At 63.3% G+C, this 22,725-nt stretch carries 20 protein-coding genes; 6 read left to right on the forward strand and 14 right to left on the reverse strand.

Annotated features, from left to right (window positions below; all coding sequences use genetic code 11):
• Window positions 1-68 precede the first annotated feature (68 nt).
• From J2W94_RS01430 to J2W94_RS01440, 3 genes are all read left to right on the forward strand, one after another.
• Window positions 69-2,024 (forward strand): OPT family oligopeptide transporter, encoded by a 1,956-nt coding sequence (locus tag J2W94_RS01430; RefSeq protein WP_310089836.1) that lies wholly within the window; start codon window positions 69-71, stop codon window positions 2,022-2,024.
• A 94-nt stretch (window positions 2,025-2,118) separates the two neighbouring features.
• A complete protein-coding gene (locus tag J2W94_RS01435; RefSeq protein WP_310089838.1) occupies window positions 2,119-4,200 on the forward strand; it encodes a S9 family peptidase in 2,082 nt (693 codons plus the stop codon).
• A 76-nt stretch (window positions 4,201-4,276) separates the two neighbouring features.
• Window positions 4,277-5,536 carry a DUF819 domain-containing protein gene (locus J2W94_RS01440; RefSeq protein WP_310089840.1) on the forward strand — a complete coding sequence of 420 codons (1,260 nt, stop codon included), beginning with the start codon at window positions 4,277-4,279 and terminating at the stop codon, window positions 5,534-5,536.
• Window positions 5,537-5,759: 223 nt separating this feature from the next.
• Here J2W94_RS01440 and J2W94_RS01445 read toward each other — a convergent pair whose 3' ends face one another.
• The 9 genes from J2W94_RS01445 to J2W94_RS01485 form a co-directional block, all read right to left on the reverse strand.
• A complete protein-coding gene (locus J2W94_RS01445; RefSeq protein ID WP_310089841.1) occupies window positions 5,760-6,998 on the reverse strand; it encodes an XVIPCD domain-containing protein in 1,239 nt (412 codons plus the stop codon).
• A 77-nt stretch (window positions 6,999-7,075) separates the two neighbouring features.
• Complete coding sequence (locus J2W94_RS01450; protein WP_310089844.1) at window positions 7,076-7,834, reverse strand: ankyrin repeat domain-containing protein; 759 nt, start codon at window positions 7,832-7,834, stop codon at window positions 7,076-7,078.
• A gap of 202 nt (window positions 7,835-8,036) precedes the next feature.
• Window positions 8,037-8,261 carry a YbdD/YjiX family protein gene (locus tag J2W94_RS01455; RefSeq protein WP_310089846.1) on the reverse strand — a complete coding sequence of 75 codons (225 nt, stop codon included), beginning with the start codon at window positions 8,259-8,261 and terminating at the stop codon, window positions 8,037-8,039.
• Window position 8,262: 1 nt separating this feature from the next.
• Entirely contained in the window at window positions 8,263-10,332 is a 2,070-nt protein-coding gene (locus tag J2W94_RS01460; RefSeq protein WP_310089849.1) for a carbon starvation CstA family protein, read from the reverse strand.
• Window positions 10,333-10,522: 190 nt separating this feature from the next.
• Window positions 10,523-11,524, reverse strand: a complete 1,002-nt coding sequence (corA, locus tag J2W94_RS01465) for a magnesium/cobalt transporter CorA (protein ID WP_310089851.1) — start codon at window positions 11,522-11,524, stop codon at window positions 10,523-10,525.
• 53 nt (window positions 11,525-11,577) lie between these two features.
• A complete protein-coding gene (locus J2W94_RS01470) occupies window positions 11,578-12,087 on the reverse strand; it encodes an SCO family protein (protein WP_310089853.1) in 510 nt (169 codons plus the stop codon).
• Between the two features lie 71 nt (window positions 12,088-12,158).
• Window positions 12,159-12,932, reverse strand: coding sequence for a formylglycine-generating enzyme family protein (locus tag J2W94_RS01475; protein WP_310089855.1), 774 nt, complete (start codon window positions 12,930-12,932; stop codon window positions 12,159-12,161).
• Window positions 12,933-12,935: 3 nt separating this feature from the next.
• Window positions 12,936-14,447, reverse strand: coding sequence for a copper-containing nitrite reductase (gene nirK, locus J2W94_RS01480; protein WP_310089857.1), 1,512 nt, complete (start codon window positions 14,445-14,447; stop codon window positions 12,936-12,938).
• A gap of 50 nt (window positions 14,448-14,497) precedes the next feature.
• Window positions 14,498-15,163: an alternative oxidase gene (locus J2W94_RS01485; protein WP_310089859.1), complete on the reverse strand. Its 666-nt coding sequence runs from the start codon at window positions 15,161-15,163 to the stop codon at window positions 14,498-14,500.
• A gap of 215 nt (window positions 15,164-15,378) precedes the next feature.
• On the opposite strand from J2W94_RS01485, the gene J2W94_RS01490 reads away from it, so the two are divergent.
• Both J2W94_RS01490 and J2W94_RS01495 read left to right on the forward strand, forming a co-directional pair.
• Entirely contained in the window at window positions 15,379-15,561 is a 183-nt protein-coding gene (locus J2W94_RS01490; protein ID WP_310089860.1) for a hypothetical protein, read from the forward strand.
• A 1-nt stretch (window position 15,562) separates the two neighbouring features.
• Window positions 15,563-15,835 carry a DUF6522 family protein gene (locus tag J2W94_RS01495; RefSeq protein ID WP_310089861.1) on the forward strand — a complete coding sequence of 91 codons (273 nt, stop codon included), beginning with the start codon at window positions 15,563-15,565 and terminating at the stop codon, window positions 15,833-15,835.
• Between the two features lie 10 nt (window positions 15,836-15,845).
• Here J2W94_RS01495 and J2W94_RS01500 read toward each other — a convergent pair whose 3' ends face one another.
• From J2W94_RS01500 to J2W94_RS01510, 3 genes are read right to left on the reverse strand one after another with little or no spacing between them, the layout of a single operon-like run.
• Window positions 15,846-16,250 (reverse strand): SirB2 family protein, encoded by a 405-nt coding sequence (locus J2W94_RS01500; RefSeq protein WP_310089862.1) that lies wholly within the window; start codon window positions 16,248-16,250, stop codon window positions 15,846-15,848.
• A 13-nt stretch (window positions 16,251-16,263) separates the two neighbouring features.
• A complete protein-coding gene (locus J2W94_RS01505; RefSeq protein ID WP_310089864.1) occupies window positions 16,264-17,493 on the reverse strand; it encodes an NnrS family protein in 1,230 nt (409 codons plus the stop codon).
• Window positions 17,494-17,520: 27 nt separating this feature from the next.
• Window positions 17,521-19,851 (reverse strand): nitric-oxide reductase large subunit, encoded by a 2,331-nt coding sequence (locus tag J2W94_RS01510; RefSeq protein ID WP_310089865.1) that lies wholly within the window; start codon window positions 19,849-19,851, stop codon window positions 17,521-17,523.
• Between the two features lie 325 nt (window positions 19,852-20,176).
• Here J2W94_RS01510 and J2W94_RS01515 point away from each other — a divergent pair, with 325 nt between their 5' ends.
• Window positions 20,177-20,416: a hypothetical protein gene (locus J2W94_RS01515; protein WP_310089866.1), complete on the forward strand. Its 240-nt coding sequence runs from the start codon at window positions 20,177-20,179 to the stop codon at window positions 20,414-20,416.
• Window positions 20,417-20,441: 25 nt separating this feature from the next.
• Here J2W94_RS01515 and J2W94_RS01520 read toward each other — a convergent pair whose 3' ends face one another.
• Both J2W94_RS01520 and hemN read right to left on the reverse strand, forming a co-directional pair.
• Window positions 20,442-21,194, reverse strand: a complete 753-nt coding sequence (locus J2W94_RS01520) for a helix-turn-helix domain-containing protein (RefSeq protein ID WP_310089867.1) — start codon at window positions 21,192-21,194, stop codon at window positions 20,442-20,444.
• Between the two features lie 19 nt (window positions 21,195-21,213).
• The gene (gene hemN, locus J2W94_RS01525) at window positions 21,214-22,629 is read right to left on the reverse strand and encodes an oxygen-independent coproporphyrinogen III oxidase (protein WP_310089870.1); all 1,416 of its coding nucleotides are present in this window, start codon (window positions 22,627-22,629) and stop codon (window positions 21,214-21,216) included.
• Window positions 22,630-22,725: the final 96 nt, after the last annotated feature.

The raw sequence follows: 22,725 nt of genomic DNA on the forward strand, positions 1-22,725 counted from the left end.
TCCTCCCGCGCTGGACTTGCCGGTGGCTTCCTTATAGCTTGTCGGCTCCTCGAAGCTCAGGGATTCGCATGAACAGCGCGCAGACGCCGCAACTTACCTTCCGTGCCGTACTGCTGGCGATCGTGCTGGCGATGATCTTGTCGGCGGCCAACGCTTATCTGGGGCTGTTCGCGGGCCTGACCATCGCCACCGCCATTCCCGCTGCCGTGGTGTCCATGGGCGTGCTGCGCCTGCTGGGCGGCGGCACCATCCTGGAGAACAACATCGTCCAAACCGGCGCCTCGGCGGGTTCGTCGATCGCGGCTGGCGTCATCTTCACCATTCCGGCGCTGATCATCCTGGGCTACTGGCAGGACTTCCGTTACTCCTGGGTGCTGGCCATCGCCGGCCTGGGCGGTTTGCTCGGCGTGCTGTTCTCGGTGCCGCTGCGCCGCACCATGATCGTGGAAGACCCGCTTCCGTTCCCGGAAGGCAAGGCGGCCGCCGAGGTGCTGAAGGCCGGCGAGAATCCCGGTCCCGGCCTGAAGATCCTGGCCATGTCGGCGGCCATCGGCGCGCTGGTGAAACTAGCCGCCGCCAGCGGCCTGCGCATGATCCCCGATAGCTGGGCGCAGGCGGGCTTCTTCGCCAACAACAAAGTGCTGGCTTATCTGGGCACCAACCTTTCGCCTGCGTTGCTGGGCGTCGGCTATATCGTTGGGCTGAACATCGGCATCGTCGTGCTCTCGGGCGCGGTGCTGTCCTGGCATATCGCCATTCCGATCTACAACGCCTTCTTCCTGAACAACGATCCGGCCCTTGCCGCGCAGATCGCAGGCGCCGGGCCAGTCGATACGGCATTCGCCATCTGGTCCACCAAGGTCCGTTATCTGGGCGTGGGCACCATGCTCATCGGCGGCATGTGGACGCTGTTCTCGCTGCGCAAATCGCTGGCGTCGGGGATCCGCAGCGGATTCGCCGCCGCGCGCAAGGCCAAGGGCGAAGCCGTGGCCGAAACCGACCGCGATCTGCCGATGAAGTGGATGTTGATCGCGCTGGTGGTGTTCGTGATTCCGCTGGCGTTGCTCTACCAGGCCATCGTGGGGCAATGGACGGTCAGCATCCCGATGACCATCATCATGATCGTCGCCGGTTTCCTGTTCGTGTCGGTGTCGGCCTATCTCGCCGGCTTGGTCGGTTCTTCCAACAATCCAGTCTCCGGCATCACCATCGCCACCATTCTGTTCGCTTCGGTGGTTCTGGTATTCCTGTTGGGACGTAATTCTCCGATCGGCGCGGTGGCGGCGATCATGATCGGCGCGGTGGTGTGCTGCGCGGCGGCGGTCGGCGGCGACAACCTGCAGGATCTGAAAGCCGGATACATCGTCGGCGCCACGCCTTGGAAACAGCAGTTGATGCTGGCCATTGGCGCCTTCTCGTGCGCACTGATCATGGCGCCGGTACTGAACCTGCTCGCGGCCGCGTATGGCATCGGCGCGCCCACGCCGGAGCATCCCAACTCGCTCTCCGCGCCGCAGGCCACCTTGATGGCGTCGGTGGCCAAGGGCATGTTCGGCGGCGTGTTGCCATGGGGCATGATCGCCATCGGCGCCGGTATCGGTGCGGTCATCATCGCGCTGGACGAATGGCTGAAATCGCGCGGCGCCAAATTCCGCGTGCCGGTGCTGGCTGCGGCCATCGGCATCTACCTGCCGCTGGAATTGATGGTGCCCATCTTCCTCGGCGGCCTGCTCTCGCACTTCGTGCAGCGCAAGCACAAGATCAACGATGACGACGAAATGGAAAAGGACCGCATCCACCGTCCCGGCACGTTGTTCTCCGCAGGCCTGATCACCGGCGAAGCGTTGATGGGCATCGCGATCGCGGTGCCGATCGTGGTCTCGGGAAGCGCCGACGTACTCGCGTTGCCGGAAGCCTGGCGGTTCAACCAGTGGATAGGACTGGTGGTGCTGGCGCTGGTGGGATGGCTGCTGTACCGGTCGGGCAGCAAAGGGCAGGCGGTTACGGAACTACCGGTCAAGTAACGGGCTTCCTTCACGCAAAGGCATGACTTCGTGCCTTTGCGCCGAGCTGGCGTTACCGCCTAACATCGGGGTTTCCCTGTTGCCGGAGCCCCGGATGAAGCTGCGAATCGCCCTGTTGCCCCTCTGCCTGCTGGCCGCATTGCCGGCTACGGCCGCCACGCGCGGATTCGACGTACGCGACCTGGTCGCGCTGGATCGCGTTTCCTCGCCCGTGCTGTCGCCCGATGGCGCGGTCGTCGTCTTCGCCCAGCGGCAGATGGACAAGGAAGTGACCAAGGCCAGCACAGGCTTGTGGGTGCGCAATCTGTTGACCCGCGATATGGCGCCGCCGAAAGCGTTGACGCCCGCGGGCTGGAACGTGAATTCGCCTGCGTTCTCGCCCGATGGCAAGACCGTGTATTTCCTCAGCGGAAAATCCGGCGTCCAGCAGCTGTACTCCATCGCTTCCAGCGGCGGCGCGCCCAAGCAGCTCACCGCTTTCGCGCTGGACATCGGCAGCTACCAGTTGTCGCCGGACGGCACCCGCGTCGCGTTCAGCGCCGAAACCTTCGCCGACTGCAAGGCCGACTTCGCTTGCACGCAGAAGAGGCTCGACGACACCAAAGCCAAGAAAAGTACCGGCGTGGTGTACGAAGGGCTCTTCGTGCGTCATTGGGACACCTGGAGCGATGGCCGCCGCAGCCGGCTCTTCGTGAGTGCTCTACCTGCCGGCAAAGCGAAGGCCACCAGTAGCGCGATCGCGTTGACCGATTCGCTGGATGGCGACGCGCCTTCCAAACCGTTTGGCGATGCCAGCGAATACACCTGGGCGCCGGATGGGAAAACGCTGGTGGCCGGTATCCGTGTGGCAGGCAAGGCAGAAGCCTGGTCCACCAACTTCGATCTGTATCGCCTCAACGCCGACGGCAGCGGCACGCCGGTCAATCTGACCGCGGCCAACAAGGCATGGGATACCGGTCCGGTATTCAGCGCCGATGGAAAAACGCTGTTCTATCGCGCGATGAAACGCCCGGGCTTCGAAGCCGACCGTTTCGCGCTGATGAGCATGGATGTGGGCAGCGGACAGGTCCGCGAGATCGCCGCGCATTGGGACCGTTCCGCCGACGGCATCGTGCTGTCTCAGGACGGCGGCACGATCTTCACTACCGCGCAGGACACCGGCCTGCATCCTTTGTTCGCCGTGGATGTCGCCACCGGCAAGGCAGAGCAGATCGTCGGCGATGGTTCCATCGCCGAGTTCGATATCGCCGGCCAGACCCTGGCTTTCACCCGCAATACGCTGAAGACCGGCGACCAGCTGTTCACCACCACCACTACGGCGGGTGCACCGCTGCGCGCGATCACGCCGAGCGCGGGGGAGCGGCTGAAGGATGTGGCGTTCGGCGATTTCGAACAGTTCGAGTTCAAGGGCGCCCGCGGCGACACCGTGCATGGTTACGTGGTCAAGCCGTGGAATTACGTGGAAGGAAAAAAATATCCGGTCGCCTTCCTGATCCACGGCGGCCCGCAAGGCAGCTTCGGCAACGGCTGGAGCTATCGCTGGAATCCGCAGACTTATGCAGGCCAGGGCTACGCCGTGGTGATGATCGATTTCCATGGCTCCACCGGTTACGGCCAGGCTTTCACCGACGCCATCAGCCAGGATTGGGGCGGCAAGCCGCTGGAAGATCTGCAGAAGGGCTGGGCCGCGGCGCAGAAGCGATACGCCTTCCTCGACGGCGCCAACGCCTGCGCGCTCGGCGCAAGCTACGGCGGTTACATGATCAACTGGATCGCCGGCAACTGGCATACGCCTGCTTCCGGAGCGTGGAAATGCCTGGTCAACCACGACGGCGTCTTCGACACGAGGTCGATGGGTTATGTGACCGAGGAGCTGTGGTTCAGCGAGTGGGAAAACGGCGGTACGCCGTATGAAAATCCCAAGGCTTACGAGAAGTTCAATCCGGTCAACCATATCGCTGACTGGCGCGTGCCTATGTTGGTGGTGCAGGGCGAGAAGGACTACCGCGTACCTATCGACCAGGGTCTGTCCGCGTTCACCGCATTGCAGCGCAAAGGCATCGAATCGAAGCTGCTGTACTTCCCCGATGAAAACCACTGGGTTCTGAAACCGCAGAACAGCGTGTTGTGGCACGACACGGTCAATGGCTGGCTGAAGCAGCATCTCGGCCAGTAACTCTCCGCAATCCATCGCCAATCCGCGCTGCCGGCCCTGCCGGTAGCACGGACAGCGCCTGCCAGGAACCGTGTCGATGCCAGTCGAAGCCACCGCGCCATCCACTGCGCTGATCACCAACGACATCGTGCTGTTCGGCCTGATCGCCGCCACGCTGGGGGCGGTGTTTTGGACCGCCTCGCGCGAAACCGGCATGTGGAAGAAGTTCTATACCTACGTGCCGGCATTGCTGCTGTGTTATTTCATTCCCGGCATCTACAACAGCATCGGGCTGATCGACGGCGGCGCCAGCAAGCTGTACAACCCGGTGGCCAGCCGGGTGCTGCTGCCGGCGGCATTGGTGTTATTGACGCTCACCATCGATCTGAAGGGCGTGCTCAGGCTGGGATGGAAGCTATTGGTTATGTACATCGGCGCTTCGATCACCGTGATGCTCGGTGCGTTCGTGGCGTTTTGGGTGATGGGTCTGCTGCATCCGGCGACCGTAGCCGGAGACACCTGGGCCGGCATGGCCACGCTGGCAGGCAGTTGGATCGGCGGCGGCGCGAACATGGTGGCGATGAAGGAGTTGTTCCAGGTCGACGAAACCACCTTCGGACAGTTCGTCGTGGTGGATGTCGGCGTGGGCTATGTGTGGATGGCGGTGCTGATCTTCCTGGCCGGGCGCGCGGAAAAGATCGATGCGCGCAGCGGCGCCGACACGCGCGCCATCGAGGATCTGAAGCAACGCCTGGCGGCCTACCAGCAACAGCACGAACGCGTGACTTCGCTGACCGACCTGATGGTCATCCTGGGCATCGCGTTCGGCGCCGTCGGTTTGTCGCACGCGATCGCCGGTCCGGCATCGGCGTGGTTCGGCGCGAATGTGTCGTGGTCGCGACAGGTCAGCCTGCACGAGCCGTTCGTGTGGGTGGTGGTGCTGTCGACGCTGATCGGACTCGGGCTGAGCTTCACCCGCGCACGCGCGCTGGATGGCGCCGGCGCATCGAAGGTGGGCACGCTGCTGCTCTATATCCTGATCGCCTGCATCGGCATGCAGATGGACATCAAGGCGCTTGCCGACCGGCCGTGGCTGTTCGCGCTCGGCCTGATCTGGATCTCGGTGCACATCGTGCTGTTGTGGCTGCTGGGCAAGGCGTTGCGGGTTCCGTTCTTCTATTTCGCCATGGGCTCGCAAAGCAATATCGGCGGACCCGCGTCCGCGCCGGTGGTGGCCTCGGTGTTTCACCCTTCGCTTGCGCCGGTGGGTGCGTTGCTCGGCGCGCTGGGTTATGCGACCGGTACGGTGCTGGCCTATATCGTCGGCATTACCTTGAAAGCGATGGCCGGGGCCTGAGCCTCTAGGGAATCCATGAACAAGTCCGCGCAAATACCAAAGACATTGGATTCCGTTCGTGGCTATAAACCGTTCGTGGTGAGCCTGTCGAACCACGCTCTTGGCGAGAAATTTCAGTAAGTAGCAAGCAGGCTTTCCCTCGAAAAGCGTGGTTCGACAGGCTCACCACGAACGGATTTCCGATAGGCTCACTACGAACGGGACTACTTAATTCAGAGATTCCCTAGAGCTGGGCCGCACGTTGTTGGCGTTGTTCCACCTGCTGTGTCTGGCCCTGCTGTTGCTGGTCTTGCTCGCGTAGTTGCCCGGCGCTGAGCTGCGCGGGAACCTGGCTGGCCTGTTCTATATCGATACGACTGCGCTTGTGGGCGGGATCGTGCAATGCGCCCTGCACCGAGAACAGACTGTCGCCGCGTTCGGAAGTGAGCACGTGGTCGATCCGCTTCAGGCCGTCCGCGCCCGCGCGCGCCGCAGCGCCAGCGGCGACATTGAAGAAGCGCTCGTCGCCGGCAAGGCCCAGCTGCTGGCGTTGCACGGACAGGCTATCGACCGCATTCCTGAGCAACTGGTTGGAGCTGCTGTTGGCGTCGCCGATGGTATCGGGTCCGGCGCCAGGGTTGCGCTCGCGCACCTGCAGTTGCGCCAGGTCCTGCGCTTCCATCACCGCTTCGATGTAGTGCAGGTCGAGGCGATGCAGCAGCATCTTGCCGGGCACGAGACGCTCGAAGAAAGTGAGCGGATCGGGATCCGGCAATTCGATCTTGTGTCCCGGCGCGTCCGGCATGGCCCACTTCAGTGGAATGCTGTCTTCCTGCAGATGGGTCAGCAGTTCGTTCTTGACCCGGTAGCTGCGGATCAGGCCTTGCTCGGCCTCCTGCTTGAGCACGTCGGCGTCGAAGCCGTAGCGTTCCAGAGTCTTGTCGTGCACGCCGGCGGCGTTGAAGGTAATCGCAGGGACTTCGCTGACCATGCTCGCCGCGGCCGCCAGGCCACCGCCGAGCGACTGCCCGGTCAAGACCACGTCGTTGCCGAAGGCCTGCTTGGCCTGTTGCGCCAGGGCGATGGCCTGGTCGTACTGCGCGTCCTGGAATCCCAGGCCCTGGCGGAAGTTGTGGCGCCAGTCCTTGCCTTCGTCGGTACCGGCGTAGGCCACCGCCACGGCGCCGCTTGCATCCCGGTAAAGCGAAGCGTCGAAGCCGCTCTTGCCGTCGTGCAGCAGGCTGGGGTCGATGCCCGCGGCGCGCACTGCGGCATCGTCCATGCGTTGCCAGGTCCCAGGCAGGACCGGCGCGAACGAGGACTCGCCGCGACGTGCGTCGGCGACAGCATAGTTGTCCTGGATCAGCGTCGACAACTCGCGATCCACCGCGTGCGGCTGCTGGCCCGCCACGTCGCCTGCGAAGCCGGTGCCGGTTGCAGTGGAGGAGGTGGTGGTAGTGGGCGTCCCTGCGGAAACATTCATACGCGATTCCTTTGCGTGTGTGGGCCTTGCTGCATGAAATTGGCGACGTCTGCCGACGTCGCGCGTTCCAGTTCCGGTTACTGCGTGGCGATGCCGTTGGCCGCGAGCCAATCGCGCACTTTCTGCCGCGATTGCCGGCCGTCGGCGTTGAGGCGCGCGTCCGAGCCCGAGAACAACGCGGCCTGGAAGGTGTTGCCGCGACTATCGGTGGCGTTAGGGTCCACACCCAGTTGCAGCAGCTGCAGGACGCGCTCGGCATCGTTGACCTGCGCGGCCACGTGCAGCAGCGAGTTGCCCATCGAATCGGTGCGGCGGACATCAGCGCCGGCTTTCACCAGCAGGTCGAATTGGGCGTCGCGTCGGCTCTGTACCGCGCGGAAGATCGGGGTCCGGCCGGCCCGGGCGCTGACCACGTCCACCGGCGCGCCGTGGGCGACCAATGCTTGCAGGTACTGCGGGTCGTCGGCCATGGCGGCCATGTGCGCCACCGTTTCGTTGTCCATGCCTGGCTCGGCGGCGTTGGCGCCGGCTTCGAGCAGTGCCGACAGCGAGGCGGGTTTCTGGTTCCAGATCGCCCACTCGAGCAGGGTGACCTGGTCATCGCCACGCGCCGACAGGTTCGCCGGCGAGGCGAGGGCGCGGATACGAGCCACGTCCCCCTCAGCGACCGCATTGGCCAGCGGCACGACCGCAGGATCATGGAAGGGCATGGCGGAAGTGGGATTGAGCGCTGCGGACATGCTGGTTTGCTCCTTTGCCCCGGCCGGATCGGCGGCGCATGAAACCATCAGGATGGAGGTTGCGAGTGCCGCCAGGGCGGGGACCTGCTTGCGCATTGCGGTTTCCTTTCCGGCTGCGTGGCTGCTGTCGTGTAATTTGATGTTGTCCCGACGCGACAAGCCGATCCTAGCACCGCTGTCGTCGTGCGGATGTTTTGATTTCGTTACCCGCCCGGGGATTGTGCGATCCGATGTCCGGCCGCCAGGGAGTGACGTAGGGAATACGAGTCGGACGTCACGCTTCGGCCCTGTGACTACATCAGCAGCAGCGGAACCCGTTCCTTCCGCCGAACCTGGCTTCCTGTCGCTCCCGGAAGAAGGTTTTGTAGTCCATCACTTCGCGGTCGGGATGCTTGTCCCTCATGTGCCGCACATAGTTGTCGTAGTCAGGTACGCCGCAGCACAGTCGTGCGGTCTGCACCAGGCGTCGCCATACGCGGCGATGCGCCTGGTACTGGCCTGCGGGGACCAGCTCGGTGCCCATGTCAGAGGTTTGCCAGCATCGTCGGATCCACCGCAACATAGGGCGTCTCGCGATCGCTGCGCTGCGGATTGGCGCGCGCCTTGCGCACCGCACCGATGGCATACACCAGCACGCTGAACACCACGAACAAGAACAACGCGGTCAGCACGGTGTTGACGTAGCTGTTGGTGGCGATCTGCTGCATCTGCTCGATGCTCTTGGCCGGAGCCACGATCTCGCCCGAGTTGATACCGGCGCGATACTTGGCCGCCTGCGCCAGGAAGCCTACGGCAGGGTTGGAATCGAAGATCTTGATGAAGCCGGCAGTGACCGTGCAGACCAACAGCCAGGTCGCAGGCAGGATCGTGACCCAGGCATAGCGGTCGCGCTTCATCTTGAACAGCACCACCGTGCACAGCATCAGGGCGATGCCCGCCAGCATCTGGTTGGCGATGCCGAACAACGGCCACAAGGTGTTGATGCCGCCCAGCGGATCGACCACGCCCTGATACAGGAAGTAGCCCCACAACGCGACGCAGCCGGCGGTGGCGATGACGTTGGCGCCCCACGATTCGGTACGGCGCAGGGCGGGGGCGAAGGTGCCCAGCAAGTCCTGCAGCATGAAGCGTCCGGCGCGTGTGCCTGCGTCCACCGCGGTCAGGATGAAGAGCGCTTCGAACAGGATAGCGAAGTGGTACCAGAATGCCATCGTGTTCGGACCCGGCAACACGTTATGCAGGATATGGGCGATACCCACCGCCAGTGTGGGCGCGCCGCCCGCACGCGAGAGGATGGTCTTCTCGCCGATATCGGCGGCTGTTGCGGTCAGCATGTCCGGAGTGACGGTGAAGCCCCATTCGCTGATCTTCGCCGCCGCCGAAATGGCGTCGGTGCCGATGGCCGCGGCCGGACTGTTCATGGCGAAATACACGCCCGGTTCGATCACCGAAGCGGCGACCAGGGCCATGATCGCCACGAACGATTCCATCAGCATGCCGCCGTAGCCGATGTAGCGCATATGGCCTTCGCTGGCCAGCAGCTTAGGCGTGGTGCCGGAGGAGATCAGCGCATGGAAGCCGGAAACCGCGCCGCAGGCGATGGTGATGAACAGGAACGGGAACAGGCCGCCTTTCCAGACCGGGCCGGTGCCGTCGGTGAACTGGGTCAGCGCCGGCATCTTCAATTCCGGCATCACGATCACGATGCCGATCGCCAGGGCGATGATGGTGCCGATCTTGAGGAAGGTGGACAGGTAATCGCGCGGCGCCAGGATCAGCCAGACCGGCAATACCGCGGCGACGAAGCCGTAGCCGATCAGCATCCAGGTGATCTGGGTACCGGTGAAGGTGAACGCCGGGCCCCAGGTGGGATGCGCGCCGACCTTGCCGCCCAGCCAGATCGAGAACAGCAGCAGCGCAATGCCGACGATCGAGATCTCGCCGATTTTGCCGGGACGGATGTAGCGCATGTAGACGCCCATCAACACGGCGATCGGGATCGTGGCCATCACCGTGAACATGCCCCACGGGCTTTCCGCCAGCGCTTTCACCACGATCATCGCCAGCACCGCCAGGATGATGATCATGATCAAGAAGGCGCCGAACAGCGCGATGGTCCCGGGAATCCTTCCCATTTCCTCGCGCACCAGGTCGCCTAGCGAGCGCGCATCGCGCCGGCTGGAAATGAACAGCACCATGAAGTCCTGCACCGCGCCGGCCAGGACCACGCCGGTGATCAGCCAGAGCATGCCGGGCAGGTAACCCATCTGCGCGGCCAGCACCGGTCCGACCAAAGGTCCCGCGCCTGCGATGGCGGCGAAGTGATGGCCGAACAGCACGTGTTTGTTGGTGGGAACGAAATCCAGCCCGTCGTTGCGCAATACGGCAGGCGTGGCCCGGGTAGGGTCCAGCCCCATCACTTTGTTGGCGATGAACAGGCTGTAGTAGCGGTAAGCCACGAGGTAGATAGACACGGCCGCGACCACGATCCACAGCGCATTGATCTGTTCGCCGCGACGCAGGGCGATGGTGCCCAGGCAGAAAGCACCCAACAGGGCGAGCGCGCCCCAGGCAAGCTTGGAGAAACCCTTCATGCAAACCCCTCCGTTCGAGTGCGGCTAGAGTCCTCCGATGCGGAGAGGGGGTCAATGCGTAACCGGTGATTCGGTCTTCGACTTTGGTCTTATTGGGCAAGCCGCGCGAATTGTGCGCCGCCGCATCGCCTGCCTTGCCGCGTAGGAGCGACGCGAGTCGCGAAGCCTTCAGCGCTTCAACTGCTTTGGGTCAAAGCCACTTGGCGCGCTTGAACAACCAGTACAGCGTGCCGCAGACCAGCGCAACGCCGCCGATCAGGGCGGGGTAGGCATAGGCCTTGTCGATTTCCGGCATGTTGTGGAAATTCATGCCGTACCAGCTGGTGATCAAAGTCGGCGCCGCCAGCAGCGCCGCCCATGCACCCAGGCGCTTCACCACTTCGCCCTGTCCCAGCGTCACCAGCGACAGGTTGACGCTCAATGCCGTGGTCAACATCTCGCGCAAGGTGTCGATGGCCTCGTTGACCCGCAGCGCATGGTCGTAGACATCGCGGAAATACAGACGCACCTCTTCGGGGATCAGCACGCTCTGGCTGCGGGTCAGCTGTGCCAGCACATCCTGCAGCGGGCCCACCGCCAGGCGCATCTTGCTGAGTTCGCGCTTCAGTTCGTACAGCCGCACCACGGTGTCGCGGCTGTAGGTGTCGGCGAAGATCGCCTGTTCCAGCGAATCGGCGGTGTCGCGGAATTCGTCGATGATCGGCCGGTAGTTGTCGACGATGAAGTCCAATACCGCGTACAAGCCGTACGACGGCCCCAGCACCAGCAGTTCCGGCTCTCGCTCCACGCGCTCGCGTACGGGCGCGTAAGACAGCGAAGAGCCATGGCGCACCGTGACCAGATAGCGTGGCCCGACGAAGACGTGCGTTTCGCCGTATACGATTTTCTCGTTGACGACCTGCGCGGTGTGGGTGACCACGAACATCGAGTTGCCGTAGGCTTCCAGCTTGGGCCGCTGGTGCGCGTTCTGCGCGTCCTCGACGGCCAGGTCGTGCAGGCAGAACTCCTCCTGCAGCTTCTCCAGAATATCGTCCGCGGGTTCGTACAGGCCCACCCAGACGAAACTGCCGTCGTCCTGCGCCAGCACGTCGCTGATCGCGTCCAGGGTGATGTCGTGGCGCTTGCCTTCCTTGTCGTAGACGACGCAGTTGATGACGCAGGAGGGGAGTTGGGGTTTGGTGATGTCATTCATGGGGCGCATCCTGCGCCAAGCGGGGGCAGCGCGGCAAGCCGCTGCGTTCGCCGTTAAGGAACCGGTCGCCGCAGACTCGCGCGCACCAGGGCCATGAATTGCGGATCGACTTTGCTGCCGACCTGCTCCGTGCGGGCGAGGATACGGCCATCGGCATCGAGCAGCACCAGTGCGCTGGTGTGATTGAACTCGCCGTCGGCCAGGGCGCGGTAGCGGATACCGAGGACGCCGGCGATTTCGCGCACGTCGGCCTGAGCGGGACTTGCCAGCGTCCAGCGCAAGGGGTCGAGCTTGCGCTTGCTTGCGACCGACATCAATGCGGCGGGCGTATCGCGTTTCGGATCCATGCTTATCAGCAGGACGCCGAGCCGTTCGCGCTCGGACGGGGTCAACTGCTTGTCCACCGCCTTGCCGCTGTCGACGATGAGCGGGCAGATGTACTGGCATGAGGTATAGAACATGGAAACCAATTGCACCTTGCCACGACGGCTGCCCCAATCGAAGCGCTTGCCCTGCTGGTCGGTTAGCTGCACCGACAGCCGATAGACGGAGTCGCGAGGCATGGGTGTCGGCTTTGGCGCCGCGAGGACGCTTGCGCAGAGGGTGAGCGTCGCGAACATGCAGAGCAGCCGTTTCATATCGGGCTCCTGGCGCAGCGAAAGCCGAGATTGAGGGTGGTGTCTTCCGCATTGAGGGAAGAAAGCATCGCCACCCGCATCAGCACCGCGTAGTTGTCGCGATCGTCCATCGACAGCGCTCCAGCGCCGCAGAACTTCGCGTTGTCGGCATCGCCCTGGTTGCGGTTGTCGGCGGCGACCAGCAGCGAGGAAAAATCCTCAGTCCATTCCCACACCAGACCATGCAGGTCCTGCACCCCGTAGGCATTGGGGCCCTGTAGCCCGGCGCGCGGCAAAGCCTGGGTGGACGGGCGTGAATACCAGCGAAGGATGCGCTCACGCCAGGCAGGATCGCGGCGGGCATCGCGGCGGGTCTCGTCCGCGGCGGCGGCGTATTCCCACTCGTCCCAGCTGGGCAACCTCGCGCCTTGCGCTTCGCAGTATGCCTGCGCGGCGAACCAGCTGACCTGCACCACCGGCTGCTGCGGCAACGCGCTGATCCCGAGTTTGCCGGGACTGTCCCAGTGGGAGAGGTAGCGCGGTTCGGCGAAGACCTTCGCCACGCGGTCACGACGCCATTCCGGATGGGTCTGGACGAAGGCCAGAAACTCCGCGTTGGTCACCGGCTTGCGCATCAGCGCGAACGGGGCGATGCGGGTCTCGCCTTTGCGGTCCTCGTACTTCAGGGCAGAGCGGAAGCTGCCGCCAGGCAGGTTCGCGTATTCCCCGTTGCCGGCCACCAGACCGGCAACGGGGAACAGCAAAAGCACGAGGGCGGCGATGCGACGCATGGATCAATGGCCTTCAGAGGCGTTGGCCGGCTTCGCCTGCCTAATCTGCGCCGCCTCGGCCTTGCTGACGCGACCGCCCGGATTGCCCCAGCTATTGAGGACATACGTAGAGATGTTGGCGACTTCGTCATCGGTGAGCTGACTCATCGGCGGCATGTTCGAGTTGTAGTCCTTGCCGTTGACTTTCACCGGACCCACGAGGCCATGCAGGATGAAAGTCGGCACCCGCTTAGGATCGGCGGCGATGTAATCCGACTTGGCCAGCGGCGGGAACACACCGGCCATGCCTTGGCCTTCCGGTTGGTGGCAGGTCGAACAAGTACCGGCAAAAAGAGCCTTGCCCGCGGCGATTTGTTCCTCGACCGACAGGTCGCCGGTCTTCGCGGCGGCCGCGGCGGTGGCTACTGCATTCATGTTCTGCTGCGCGCGGCCACCGAGGTACACATAATCGACTTCTTTTCCCGAATAAATCTCTTTGTTCTCGGCTCCGTCGGCCTTAAGGATCGCCAACGCGCCTTTATTGAACGCGCGGAATATCGAATGGTCGACCAGCACGTAACTGCCGGGAACCTCCAGGTGGAAATCCATGATCGCCGCACCACCGGACGGGATGAGCGTGGTCTGCACGTTCTCCTGGAAGCGGGTGCCGCCTTCAAACCAGACCTTGTCGAATATCTCGCCGATCACATGGAAGCTCGACACCAAGTTGGGGCCGCCGTTGCCCACGTATAGCCGCACCGTGTCGCCCACATGCGCAGTCAGTGCCTTGTCGCCGGTGAGCGCGCCTTCGCTGCCGTTGAACAGCACATAGGTGGGATGCTCATCGATGGCCTTTTCCATATCGAACGGCTGGTGACCCTTCTCGCGGTACTTGCCGGTCGTGTAGAAATCGCCCTGCATTACGTAGTACTCCTTATCGACCGGCGGCATTCCTTCCGGCGGTTCGACCAGGATCAGCCCGTACATGCCGTTGGCGACGTGCATGCCGACCGGTGCGGTGGCGCAGTGATAAACGAAGAGACCGGCATTGAGCGCCTTGAAGGTAAAGCGCGAAGAATGGCCAGGCGCGGTGAAGCTCGACGCCGCGCCGCCGCCGGGGCCGGTGACGCCATGCAGATCGATGTTATGCGGCATCTTGGATTCGGGCATGTTGCGCAGATGGAATTCCACGGTGTCGCCCTGGCGCACGCGGATGAAGTTGCCCGGCACCGTGCCGCCGAACGTCCAGAAGGTGTAGGTGACGCCCTCGGAGATCGCCATCTCCTTCTCGATCACGTCCAGCTTGACGATGACCTTGGCCGGCGCCGTGCGCCCGGTGGCAGGGGGCACATGCGGCGGCAAGGTCAGTACCGCATCGATCGGCTGGCCTTGCGGCGGACCGAAGTCGCCCTTGAGCGATCCTCCGGTGTCCGCTGAGCCGGACTTTGCGGGTGCCTCTTCGGCACGGTCGCAGGCAGACAGGCACAGCGTCATCAGCAATGCGGCTCCACTCAGGTACCAGGTGATACGTTTCATGTGATTGCCTTTTGTTGTGCTGTGGTCCGGCTACGATCAATTGGTGGGTGTCAGACGATGTCGTGCATGCGCAGCGGCAGCGCCGGACGCAAGCTGTCGGCGAATCCGTGGTTGACGTCGCGGTGTTCGGCCTCGTCGTCGCGCACGGCGACCACGACTTCGCGCAAGCGGGCGTCGGCGGGGAGCCGCCAATAGTCGATCGCGATGGGCGGAGCGGGCACGTTGTCGACCCGGCCCTCGTCGATCTCCAGCAGGTACTGGGTGTAGCTGATCACGGCCTGTTCCTCGAAGTAGCCCACCAGCCGATGCGCGGTGCGCGAGGAAATCACGTACAGGGCCAGGAAGAAGGTGAAGAAAACCGCCTGCGCAACCAGCACCAGCATGCGTTCGAGCCAACTCGGCTTGGCGATTTCGATGAAGGTCATCAGATGCATCCGCTCGTTCTCGGCCTCGTCCATCAAGGTGCGGATCCAGCCTTCGTCCTCGCGCATCCAGCGCAGGCAGCGCAGGTGGATAAGCGCCGCGCCGACCATCCCCGGCACCGCGGCCACGGTCTCGAGCACGATGGCGCGATTGCCATAGCGCTTGGCGAAGAACGTGTCCGCCAGAAAGCGCAAGCTACGGGTGATGCCAAAGGCCACCCGGTCGGACCAGTCGCCGATTTCGTGGTGACTGTCCAGGGCGAGGGGAACGGTGGTTGAAGCGGGGTTGCTCATTTCGTATCTCCAGCATTCGTGGACGCGCGTCGGGCTCGTCCCATCCATGGGGCATACGCTAGCCCTCTGGGGTCTGGGTTCACATGACCTAGGTCAAGCGCATGGCGAGATCCGCAAAGCGCTGCGTGGCTTGACCAGGATCAAGGCCCTGGTCGACGCGAAGTGGTCTGCTGGAGACCGTGTACTCATAGCAGTGCGTGAATGAGGGTAGGGTGATGACTTACGAATCGGAGTGGAATGGATTTGTGACCCAGTCGCAGTCGGGTATATCCGAAGCCCTCTACGTGGCGGGTGTGGATTGCAGCGTACGCTCGCACGACGAACTCGCTTCCAGCGACGATTCGATTCCGATGCCGGATTACCTTCCGCAGTCGGTCTCGGATGCGCAGCGAACCTGACATGCCTCTTAGTCATGCCGATGGTGCTGGGGAAGCGTCAGCCAACGTCGCTACTCCGATTGAAATAGAAGCCAGCGTGATCGGCGACGGGCTTGGAATCGATCCTTCGCAGGTCCAGGACCTACTGCGGGAAGGGAAGATCTCCACCTTGTGCGAACGGGGTATCGGTGAGGATCAGGGACGTTACCGGGTGACGTTCTATTACGGGAAGCAACGCTTTCGCATCCTGACGGATGAGGCCGGGAACGTCATCGAGGAATCCGAGCCCATGTGATCGCAACCGCTCAGCCCATCCAGTAGTGCAACCAACCCCAAGGATGATGAATGCGGGCGATGCCAACGATAGTGAGATAGACGGCCAAACCGGCAACGAAAGAACCCGCGCGCACGCCAGCGGTCCGACCACGCTTCAGCGCCAGGCTGCCCAGCACGACGTAGACGACCACGAGCACGAGTTTGAGGGTCAGCCAACCATTCGCATACATGGCGTGCGGCAGGATGGTCAGCAGCATCAGCGCCGCGCTCAGTAGCACAGTGTCGATGCTGTAGCTGAGGAAACGGAGCGGAGCCAGCATCGCGATCCGTTCCCGACCCGCCAGCACCAACGATCCCCGGAACAGGAACAACAGTCCGCTGGCGATGATGGATGCGATATGCACCCATTTTATCTGGGCATAGAACTCGATCATCGACGGCCTTCCTTCACCCTGGTTTCCCGTCGGTACGTGGGCTCAGGTAGATGCGGCCGATGCGCACGACCCAAGGCGTGAACGCGAGCAGCCAACCCAAGGCCGCGGCGGCTTGCCAGGCAGCGCTGTTTGGCGTCAGCTCCGCCACCACCCGCATCACTGCAACTATCTGGATCGCGACGAAGGCGAACCGCGCCGCGGCGGGCATTACCAGCGGTCGACCGGAATGTCCCTGAGTCACGCGCGTGACCATCGCCACCAGCACGCTGCCGAAGAATCCAATGAACAGCGCATGCGCCGGCGCCCGACCCAGCCAGAACACGCCGATCGCCAGATAGGCCAGGCTTTGGGAGAGATATAGCGCGAAGGCGATCGGCAGCCAGGTCAAACCCACGAACAGCGCACCCAGGATCGCAGGGTGGCGACCGCGCGGCCACCAGCGCCAGCACAGGGTCGCGGTCAACGCCAGCAATGGCAGATCCGCAAGCCATAACCAGCGGTAGGCATGCACCAGCTCCAGCGCCAGGTGCAGCAGCGCCAATGGCCAGAACGCTCCCAGCAGCCACAGGGGGCGCCATGGCTGGTAGCCAGGCACCACATTGCCCGCGAAGAAAGGAAACATACGATGCGCGACGGTCACATAGACCGGCAGCAGCAGGCCGAAACTGCCGATCTTGATGCTGGCGAACATCCACAGCGGCGAAGCGCCGAACACGAATGCTGTCCACGCCAACAATCCCGAGAATCCCAGCAACAACGCCGCAAAGCACGAGCGCGCATGCCATGTGACGCCTTTCTCCCGCCAAAGCATCGGCGCCAGCGCGGAGATTCCGGCGAGCCAGCCGATCAGGGTCAGCAGCAGACCGACCCGTATGCCGTACGGCCAGCCCAACGCACCCAACAGCGTCGCGATCTGTCCCCCGAACAGGCCCATCCCTACAGGCAGGTAATGCCAGCGCGCGATTTCCGGCTGTCCGGTCCACTTCGGAAACACCGTCAACAGAAAGCCGAAAAAAAAGCTCGGCAGCATCTGATACTGCATTACGAAGGCATGCAGCCAGCCGGCATAAGGCATGGGTTGCGGCATAGCGAAGGCCGGCCAGCGCGCAGCTATCAGCCAGGCCGCCCACCACGTCATCGCCAGCAGAAGGTTGCTGGCCCCGATGAAGAACATCAGGCGATGAGGCGCGGTTGCCAGCAAGCGCGGCGATGGGAATGGCGTCGATGCGGTTTCAGGATTCATGGCGATCGCCTGGTCGGGCAATAGGACTCATGCGTCGCTCGGACCCAGCTCATCGGCGATCGACGGTTCACGCTTCGGTGCTATCCACAACCGCAATACGAACCAGGCCAACGCCACCGCACCCACGCTGAAGAGAATGTCTCCCGGCATGCGCATCCAGATCAGCAGTTCCACGATGGGTTTCTGCATGAACCCGGCAGAACGCGAATACCAGTAACCGTGTTCGATCGCGGCCAGCAGCTGCATCGTGCCCAGCGGCAACAAGGTCAGCACGCCCATTAGCGCCAGGCCGATGTTGAGCGTCCAGAACGAGACTTTCAGGACCTTGGTATCCCACACCATCTGTCCTCGCAACCCACGCAGGCAGAACAACACCAGCGCGACGCCCAGCATTCCGTACACGCCGAACAGCGCGGTATGGGCATGGAGCGCGGTCAGGTTCAGGCCCTGCATGTAGTAAAGCGAAAGCGGCGGATTGATCAGGAAGCCGAACAGGCCCGCACCGACCAGGTTCCAGAAAGACACCGCGATGAAGAACATCACCGGCCAGCGGTAGCGCGCCATCCACGGCGTGGCCTTGCCGAGCTTCCAGGTGTGGTACGCCTCGAAACCAAGGTAGGCCAGCGGCACCACTTCCAGCGCGCTGAAACTCGCACCCAATGCGACCACCGAAATGGGCGTGCCGACGAAGTACAGATGGTGCAATGTGCCCAGCACGCCGCCGGCCATGAAGATAATGGTGGCGAACAGCACCGCGATGTTGGCGGTGGAAGTCTTGACCAAGCCCAGGCGGGTGAAGATGAGCGCCATCACCGCGGTGGCGAACACTTCGAAGAAGCCTTCCACCCATAGATGGACCAGCCACCAGCGCCAGTACTCGACTTCCGAGATATGCGTGTGCTCGCCCCACATCAGCGCTGCGGCATAGAACAGGCCGATGGCCACGGTGGACAGGAACAGTAGGGCGACGATCGACTTGGAATCCGAAGTAGGTCCTTTGAAGATGGGCCACAGCGAGCGGCCTACCAGCGTCACCCAAAGCAGCAAGCCGATGAACAGGTACCACTGCCAGAAGCGGCCCATGTCCGCGTACTCCCAACCCTGATGGCCGAACCAGAAGTTGAACTTGAGCGGCATGATCTGCATAACCGCCAACCACTGGCCGGCGAACCCGCCCACCACGATCAACAACAGCGAGACAAACAGGAAGTTCACGCCGAAACGCTGGTATTTGGGCTCATGCCCCGATAGCGCCGGGCCGATATACAAGCCTGTCGCCAGCCACGCGGTGGCGATCCACAGCACCGCCAGTTGCGTGTGCCAAGTGCGAGCCAACGAGTAGGGCAGGTAGTCGGACAATTTGAAACCGTAGGCTTCCTGCCCTTCGACCTGGTAATGCGCGGTGATCGCGCCCAGCAGGATTTGCACCAGGAACAAGGCGAGCACCACCCAGAAATACTTGGCGGTGGCTCTCATCGAAGGAGTGATGCGCAACAGTGCGAACGGATCGCTGGCGGGGATGGTGTGGCCCTCTTCGCCACGCCCGTGGGTGACCGCGTAGTGCCAGCCGAGTATCGCGATCCCTGCAATCAGGAACAACACGCTGAAGGCCGACCACACCCACAACGCCGGCGGCGGGGTATTGCCCACCAGTGGTTCGCTGGGCCAGTTGTTGGTGTAGGTCACCTTGTTGCTGACTACGCCGGCCTGATCCGGCACCAGCGTTTCTGCAGCGGTTCCGGCGCGTTCGGTGGTGGCGGCCCAGGCCGTCCACCAGAAGAAGGCCGTCAGGGCGCGTCGATGTTCCAACGTGCCCACGGTGCTTTCCTTCATCGCATAAGCTTCGCGCAACTCCGCAGTGGCCGGATCGTTGCCGAACAGGCTGATGTAGTGCGCAGCGACGTTCGAGAGCGCAGCCGCGCGGTCCTCGGTCAGGGTGATGGTCTTGGTCGCGGGGTCATAGGTGTTGGCGCGCATCATTTCCTGCAGGCGACCGCGCAGGCCTGCCTGCTGCTCGGCTGGCAAGCGTGCGTAGCTGGCGCTGCCGTCGTCCCTGCGCGCCCAGATGTCCAGCACCTCGGTGGCTTCGCGATGCAGCCAGTCCGCGCTCCAGTCCGGCGCGACATAGGCGCCATGGCCCCAGATCGATCCCAGTTGCATTCCGCCCATCGATTGCCAGACTTGCCGGCCTTGCTCGATGTCGGCGCGGGTATAGATGACCGCGCCGTTCTGGGTCAGCACCTTCTCGGGCATGGGTGGCGCGGCGCGGAAGATCTCGCCGCCCGCCCACAACAGGACCGAAAACGAACAGATCAGCAGGACGGCCAGTGCCGTCCACAGCTTGCGGGTGTTGCTCATGGCGATCTCCAGTGCGAATGCTCGCATGGTGGTCCGTACGCTCCGGACGTCGCCATGACCTAGGTCAAGCGCGGTGCTGCCTGATGCGCCAATGTGGCCCCAGGGGCGTTGTCAGGGTGTGACAGCGGCGCTCTCGCAAGTTATCGACGCTGGAGCGGGTATCGACGACTTGATGCCGACTTGATCGAAGTCAGGGCGAATGCCGCCTGCCTCGTGGAGTATGACGACGCAGAGTAGTGGTTCTCTTCGGCCATCGCGAACTTCGCTGCCGTGCGCTTGAACCTATTCGTACGTTCCCACCCATCGTCAGTGAGGATCTCTCAAAATGCAGTTCAAGATAAAGATCGCCGGCTCGATGCCGGATGTCGGCGCCATCGAACATACGATCAGAGTGGTCGATCCATCGGCGTCGGTCGATATCGACCAGACCGGGCAAACGTTACGGGTTGCTGCGTCTATCGACGCTAGCCACCTGCTCGGACTGATACACCAGGCCGGTTATCCGGTGGTCGAGGATCAGTTGGAGCGCGTGCCGTCCGAATGTTGCGGCGGCTGCGGAGGATAGCGGCGGGGAACGCCGTTTGTTACGGCTAATGCCGCAGCACCGACGCAGCGAGCGCTTCGAGTTGCTTGCGATCGAGCAATTCGAGTTCGCGACGGTCGACCTGGAGCAAACCATCGTCCTGGAAGCGCTTGAGCACCCGACTCACGGTTTCGGGCGCAAGCCGCAGATAGTTGGCGATATCGGTGCGCGCCATCGTCAGCTGAAAGCGATCGGGCGAAAAGCCGCGCGCTGCCAGCCGCTGCGACAGTCCTATAAGGAAAGCCGCCATGCGCTGATCGGCGGAATAATCGCCCGCAAGCAGCGAAGCGCGGCCGATGTCGCGGCTCATCAGCCGGAACAAATGCTGCTGCAGTCCCGGCAGGCGCGCTGCCAGCACCGAGATCTTGGGGAAAGAAAAGCGGCATAGCATCACCGTGTCCAGCGCTACCGCATTGCAGGGGTAACGATCGCCATCGATGGCGTTCAGCCCGATAACCTCGCCGGGCAAATGGAAACCCAGCACCTGCTCATGGCCGTCGCGGTCGACTACATAAGTCTTGACCGTGCCGGCGCGGACCGCGGCGATCGCCTCGAACGGGTCGCCTTCGCGGAACACGTGCTCGCCGGCATGCAGTGGGCCCACGTGCTCCACCAGCACGTGCAGATCCATCAACGCGCTCTTGTCCATGCCTTCGGACAGACAGGCTTGCGAGAATGCGCAGGTGCTGCAGAAGCGCAGGACGTCGCCGTCGTCGGCGAGCACTTTGCTGTCGAGCCGGGGGAAGGCGGTGCCGCTCACGCAGCTGATTCCGGTGCCGTCAGATCGCGCGGGAGAAGCGCGCTCCCGGTGCGGCCGCAGCGGCTGTGGAGGTGGCTGGTATTTGCAGGTAGGGGTCGAAGCACATGGCGATATTACGCAACAACAGCCGACCTTGCCTGGTCGCCACGATCCGGCCGGGTTCGAAGCGCACCAAGCCATCTTCCTTCAATGGCTGCAATTGGGCCAGCGCATCGGCGAAATAGGCCTCGAAGTCGATCGCATAGCGACGCTCCAACCCGTCGATCGATATTTCGCTCCGGCACATCAGCTGCTGGATCAGGTCGGCGCGCAGCACGTCGTCCTCGGACAAGCGCATGCCGCGGAACAACGGCAAACGGCCCTGATCGAGCGCGATCTGCCAACTGGGCAGGTCGCGCGGATTCTGGCTGAAACTGTCGCCGATGTGGCTGATCGCGCTCACGCCGATGCCGATCAGGTCGGTGTCGGCGTGCGTGGTGTAGCCCATGAAGTTTCGATGCAGGCTGCCGCGCTGTTGCGCCAGCGCCAGATCGTCGTCGGGCAGGGCGAAATGATCCATGCCTATGTAGACGTAGCCTGCCGCGGTGAGCTTCTCGATGGCAAGGGACAGCAGCTGCAGCTTCAGTTCCGGCGACGGCAGATCTTCGGCATTGAGTTGCCGCTGCGCCTTGAACATGGCCGGTAGATGCGCGTAGCCGTATATGGCCAGCCGGTTGGGACGGGCTGCGATGATCGTGTCCAGGGTGCGCGCGAATCCTTCCAGGCTCTGCTTGGGCAGGCCGTAGATGAGATCGACGTTGACCGAGCGCAGACCGTGGGTGCGGCAGGCCTCGATGACGGTTAGGGTTTCATCCACGCTTTGGATGCGATTCACCGCTTCCTGCACCGCCGGGTCGAAGTCCTGGACACCCAGGCTGGCGCGGTTGAACCCCGCTGCGGCGAGCTGACGCACGTCGTCGGGCTTGAGGAAGCGCGGGTCCAGCTCGATCGAGAGATCGCGATTGTCGGCCGTGCTGAAGCGGAAATGCCCGCGCAGTACGTCCACGGCCTCGGCGAGTTGAGCGGGGGAGAGGAAGTTGGGCGTGCCTCCCCCGAAATGCAGTTGGATCACCTCGCGGTCGCGGTCGAACAAGGCGGAAGTAAGCTCGATCTCGCGATACAGACGGGCCAGGTAGACCTCGCCGCGGGCGAGGTCGCGGGTGATGATGCGGTTGCAGCCGCAGTAGAAACACGGGCTCATGCAGAACGGTACATGGACGTACAGCGACAACCGGCGCGGGATCGGGTCGCCGTTGCTCAGCTGCACGGCCTCGCGCAGCTGCGCTTCACCGAAGTCCTCGCTGAACTGGGGTGCGGTCGGATAGGAGGTATAGCGCGGGCCGGGCCGATCGTAGCGACGCAGCAGCGCGGAATCGAAGGGGAGATCGGACTTCATGGGGCACAGCCTAGGCAGGCTGGCCCCGGATGGCCTTGATTCTGGTCAACTGCGCAGCGAATAGCCCGGCATTACCGCCGCCGGGCCTCCGAAGCA

Origin of the sequence: Pseudoxanthomonas sacheonensis, from assembly GCF_031455975.1 — a bacterium.
Taxonomy (GTDB): domain Bacteria; phylum Pseudomonadota; class Gammaproteobacteria; order Xanthomonadales; family Xanthomonadaceae; genus Pseudoxanthomonas_A; species Pseudoxanthomonas_A sacheonensis_A.

Bases quoted from the DNA above. Each gene is read 5' to 3' on its own strand.
- J2W94_RS01430 (WP_310089836.1), top strand. From the start codon at position 69: ATGAACAGCGCGCAGACGCCGCAACTTACCTTCCGTGCCGTACTGCTG.
- J2W94_RS01435 (WP_310089838.1), top strand. From the start codon at position 2,119: ATGAAGCTGCGAATCGCCCTGTTGCCCCTCTGCCTGCTGGCCGCATTG.
- J2W94_RS01440 (WP_310089840.1), top strand. From the start codon at position 4,277: ATGCCAGTCGAAGCCACCGCGCCATCCACTGCGCTGATCACCAACGAC.
- J2W94_RS01445 (WP_310089841.1), bottom strand. From the start codon at position 6,998: ATGAATGTTTCCGCAGGGACGCCCACTACCACCACCTCCTCCACTGCA.
- J2W94_RS01450 (WP_310089844.1), bottom strand. From the start codon at position 7,834: ATGCGCAAGCAGGTCCCCGCCCTGGCGGCACTCGCAACCTCCATCCTG.
- J2W94_RS01455 (WP_310089846.1), bottom strand. From the start codon at position 8,261: ATGGGCACCGAGCTGGTCCCCGCAGGCCAGTACCAGGCGCATCGCCGC.
- J2W94_RS01460 (WP_310089849.1), bottom strand. From the start codon at position 10,332: ATGAAGGGTTTCTCCAAGCTTGCCTGGGGCGCGCTCGCCCTGTTGGGT.
- corA (WP_310089851.1), bottom strand. From the start codon at position 11,524: ATGAATGACATCACCAAACCCCAACTCCCCTCCTGCGTCATCAACTGC.
- J2W94_RS01470 (WP_310089853.1), bottom strand. From the start codon at position 12,087: ATGCCTCGCGACTCCGTCTATCGGCTGTCGGTGCAGCTAACCGACCAG.
- J2W94_RS01475 (WP_310089855.1), bottom strand. From the start codon at position 12,932: ATGCGTCGCATCGCCGCCCTCGTGCTTTTGCTGTTCCCCGTTGCCGGT.
- nirK (WP_310089857.1), bottom strand. From the start codon at position 14,447: ATGAAACGTATCACCTGGTACCTGAGTGGAGCCGCATTGCTGATGACG.
- J2W94_RS01485 (WP_310089859.1), bottom strand. From the start codon at position 15,163: ATGAGCAACCCCGCTTCAACCACCGTTCCCCTCGCCCTGGACAGTCAC.
- J2W94_RS01490 (WP_310089860.1), top strand. From the start codon at position 15,379: ATGACTTACGAATCGGAGTGGAATGGATTTGTGACCCAGTCGCAGTCG.
- J2W94_RS01495 (WP_310089861.1), top strand. From the start codon at position 15,563: ATGCCTCTTAGTCATGCCGATGGTGCTGGGGAAGCGTCAGCCAACGTC.
- J2W94_RS01500 (WP_310089862.1), bottom strand. From the start codon at position 16,250: ATGATCGAGTTCTATGCCCAGATAAAATGGGTGCATATCGCATCCATC.
- J2W94_RS01505 (WP_310089864.1), bottom strand. From the start codon at position 17,493: ATGAATCCTGAAACCGCATCGACGCCATTCCCATCGCCGCGCTTGCTG.
- J2W94_RS01510 (WP_310089865.1), bottom strand. From the start codon at position 19,851: ATGAGCAACACCCGCAAGCTGTGGACGGCACTGGCCGTCCTGCTGATC.
- J2W94_RS01515 (WP_310089866.1), top strand. From the start codon at position 20,177: ATGCAGTTCAAGATAAAGATCGCCGGCTCGATGCCGGATGTCGGCGCC.
- hemN (WP_310089870.1), bottom strand. From the start codon at position 22,629: ATGAAGTCCGATCTCCCCTTCGATTCCGCGCTGCTGCGTCGCTACGAT.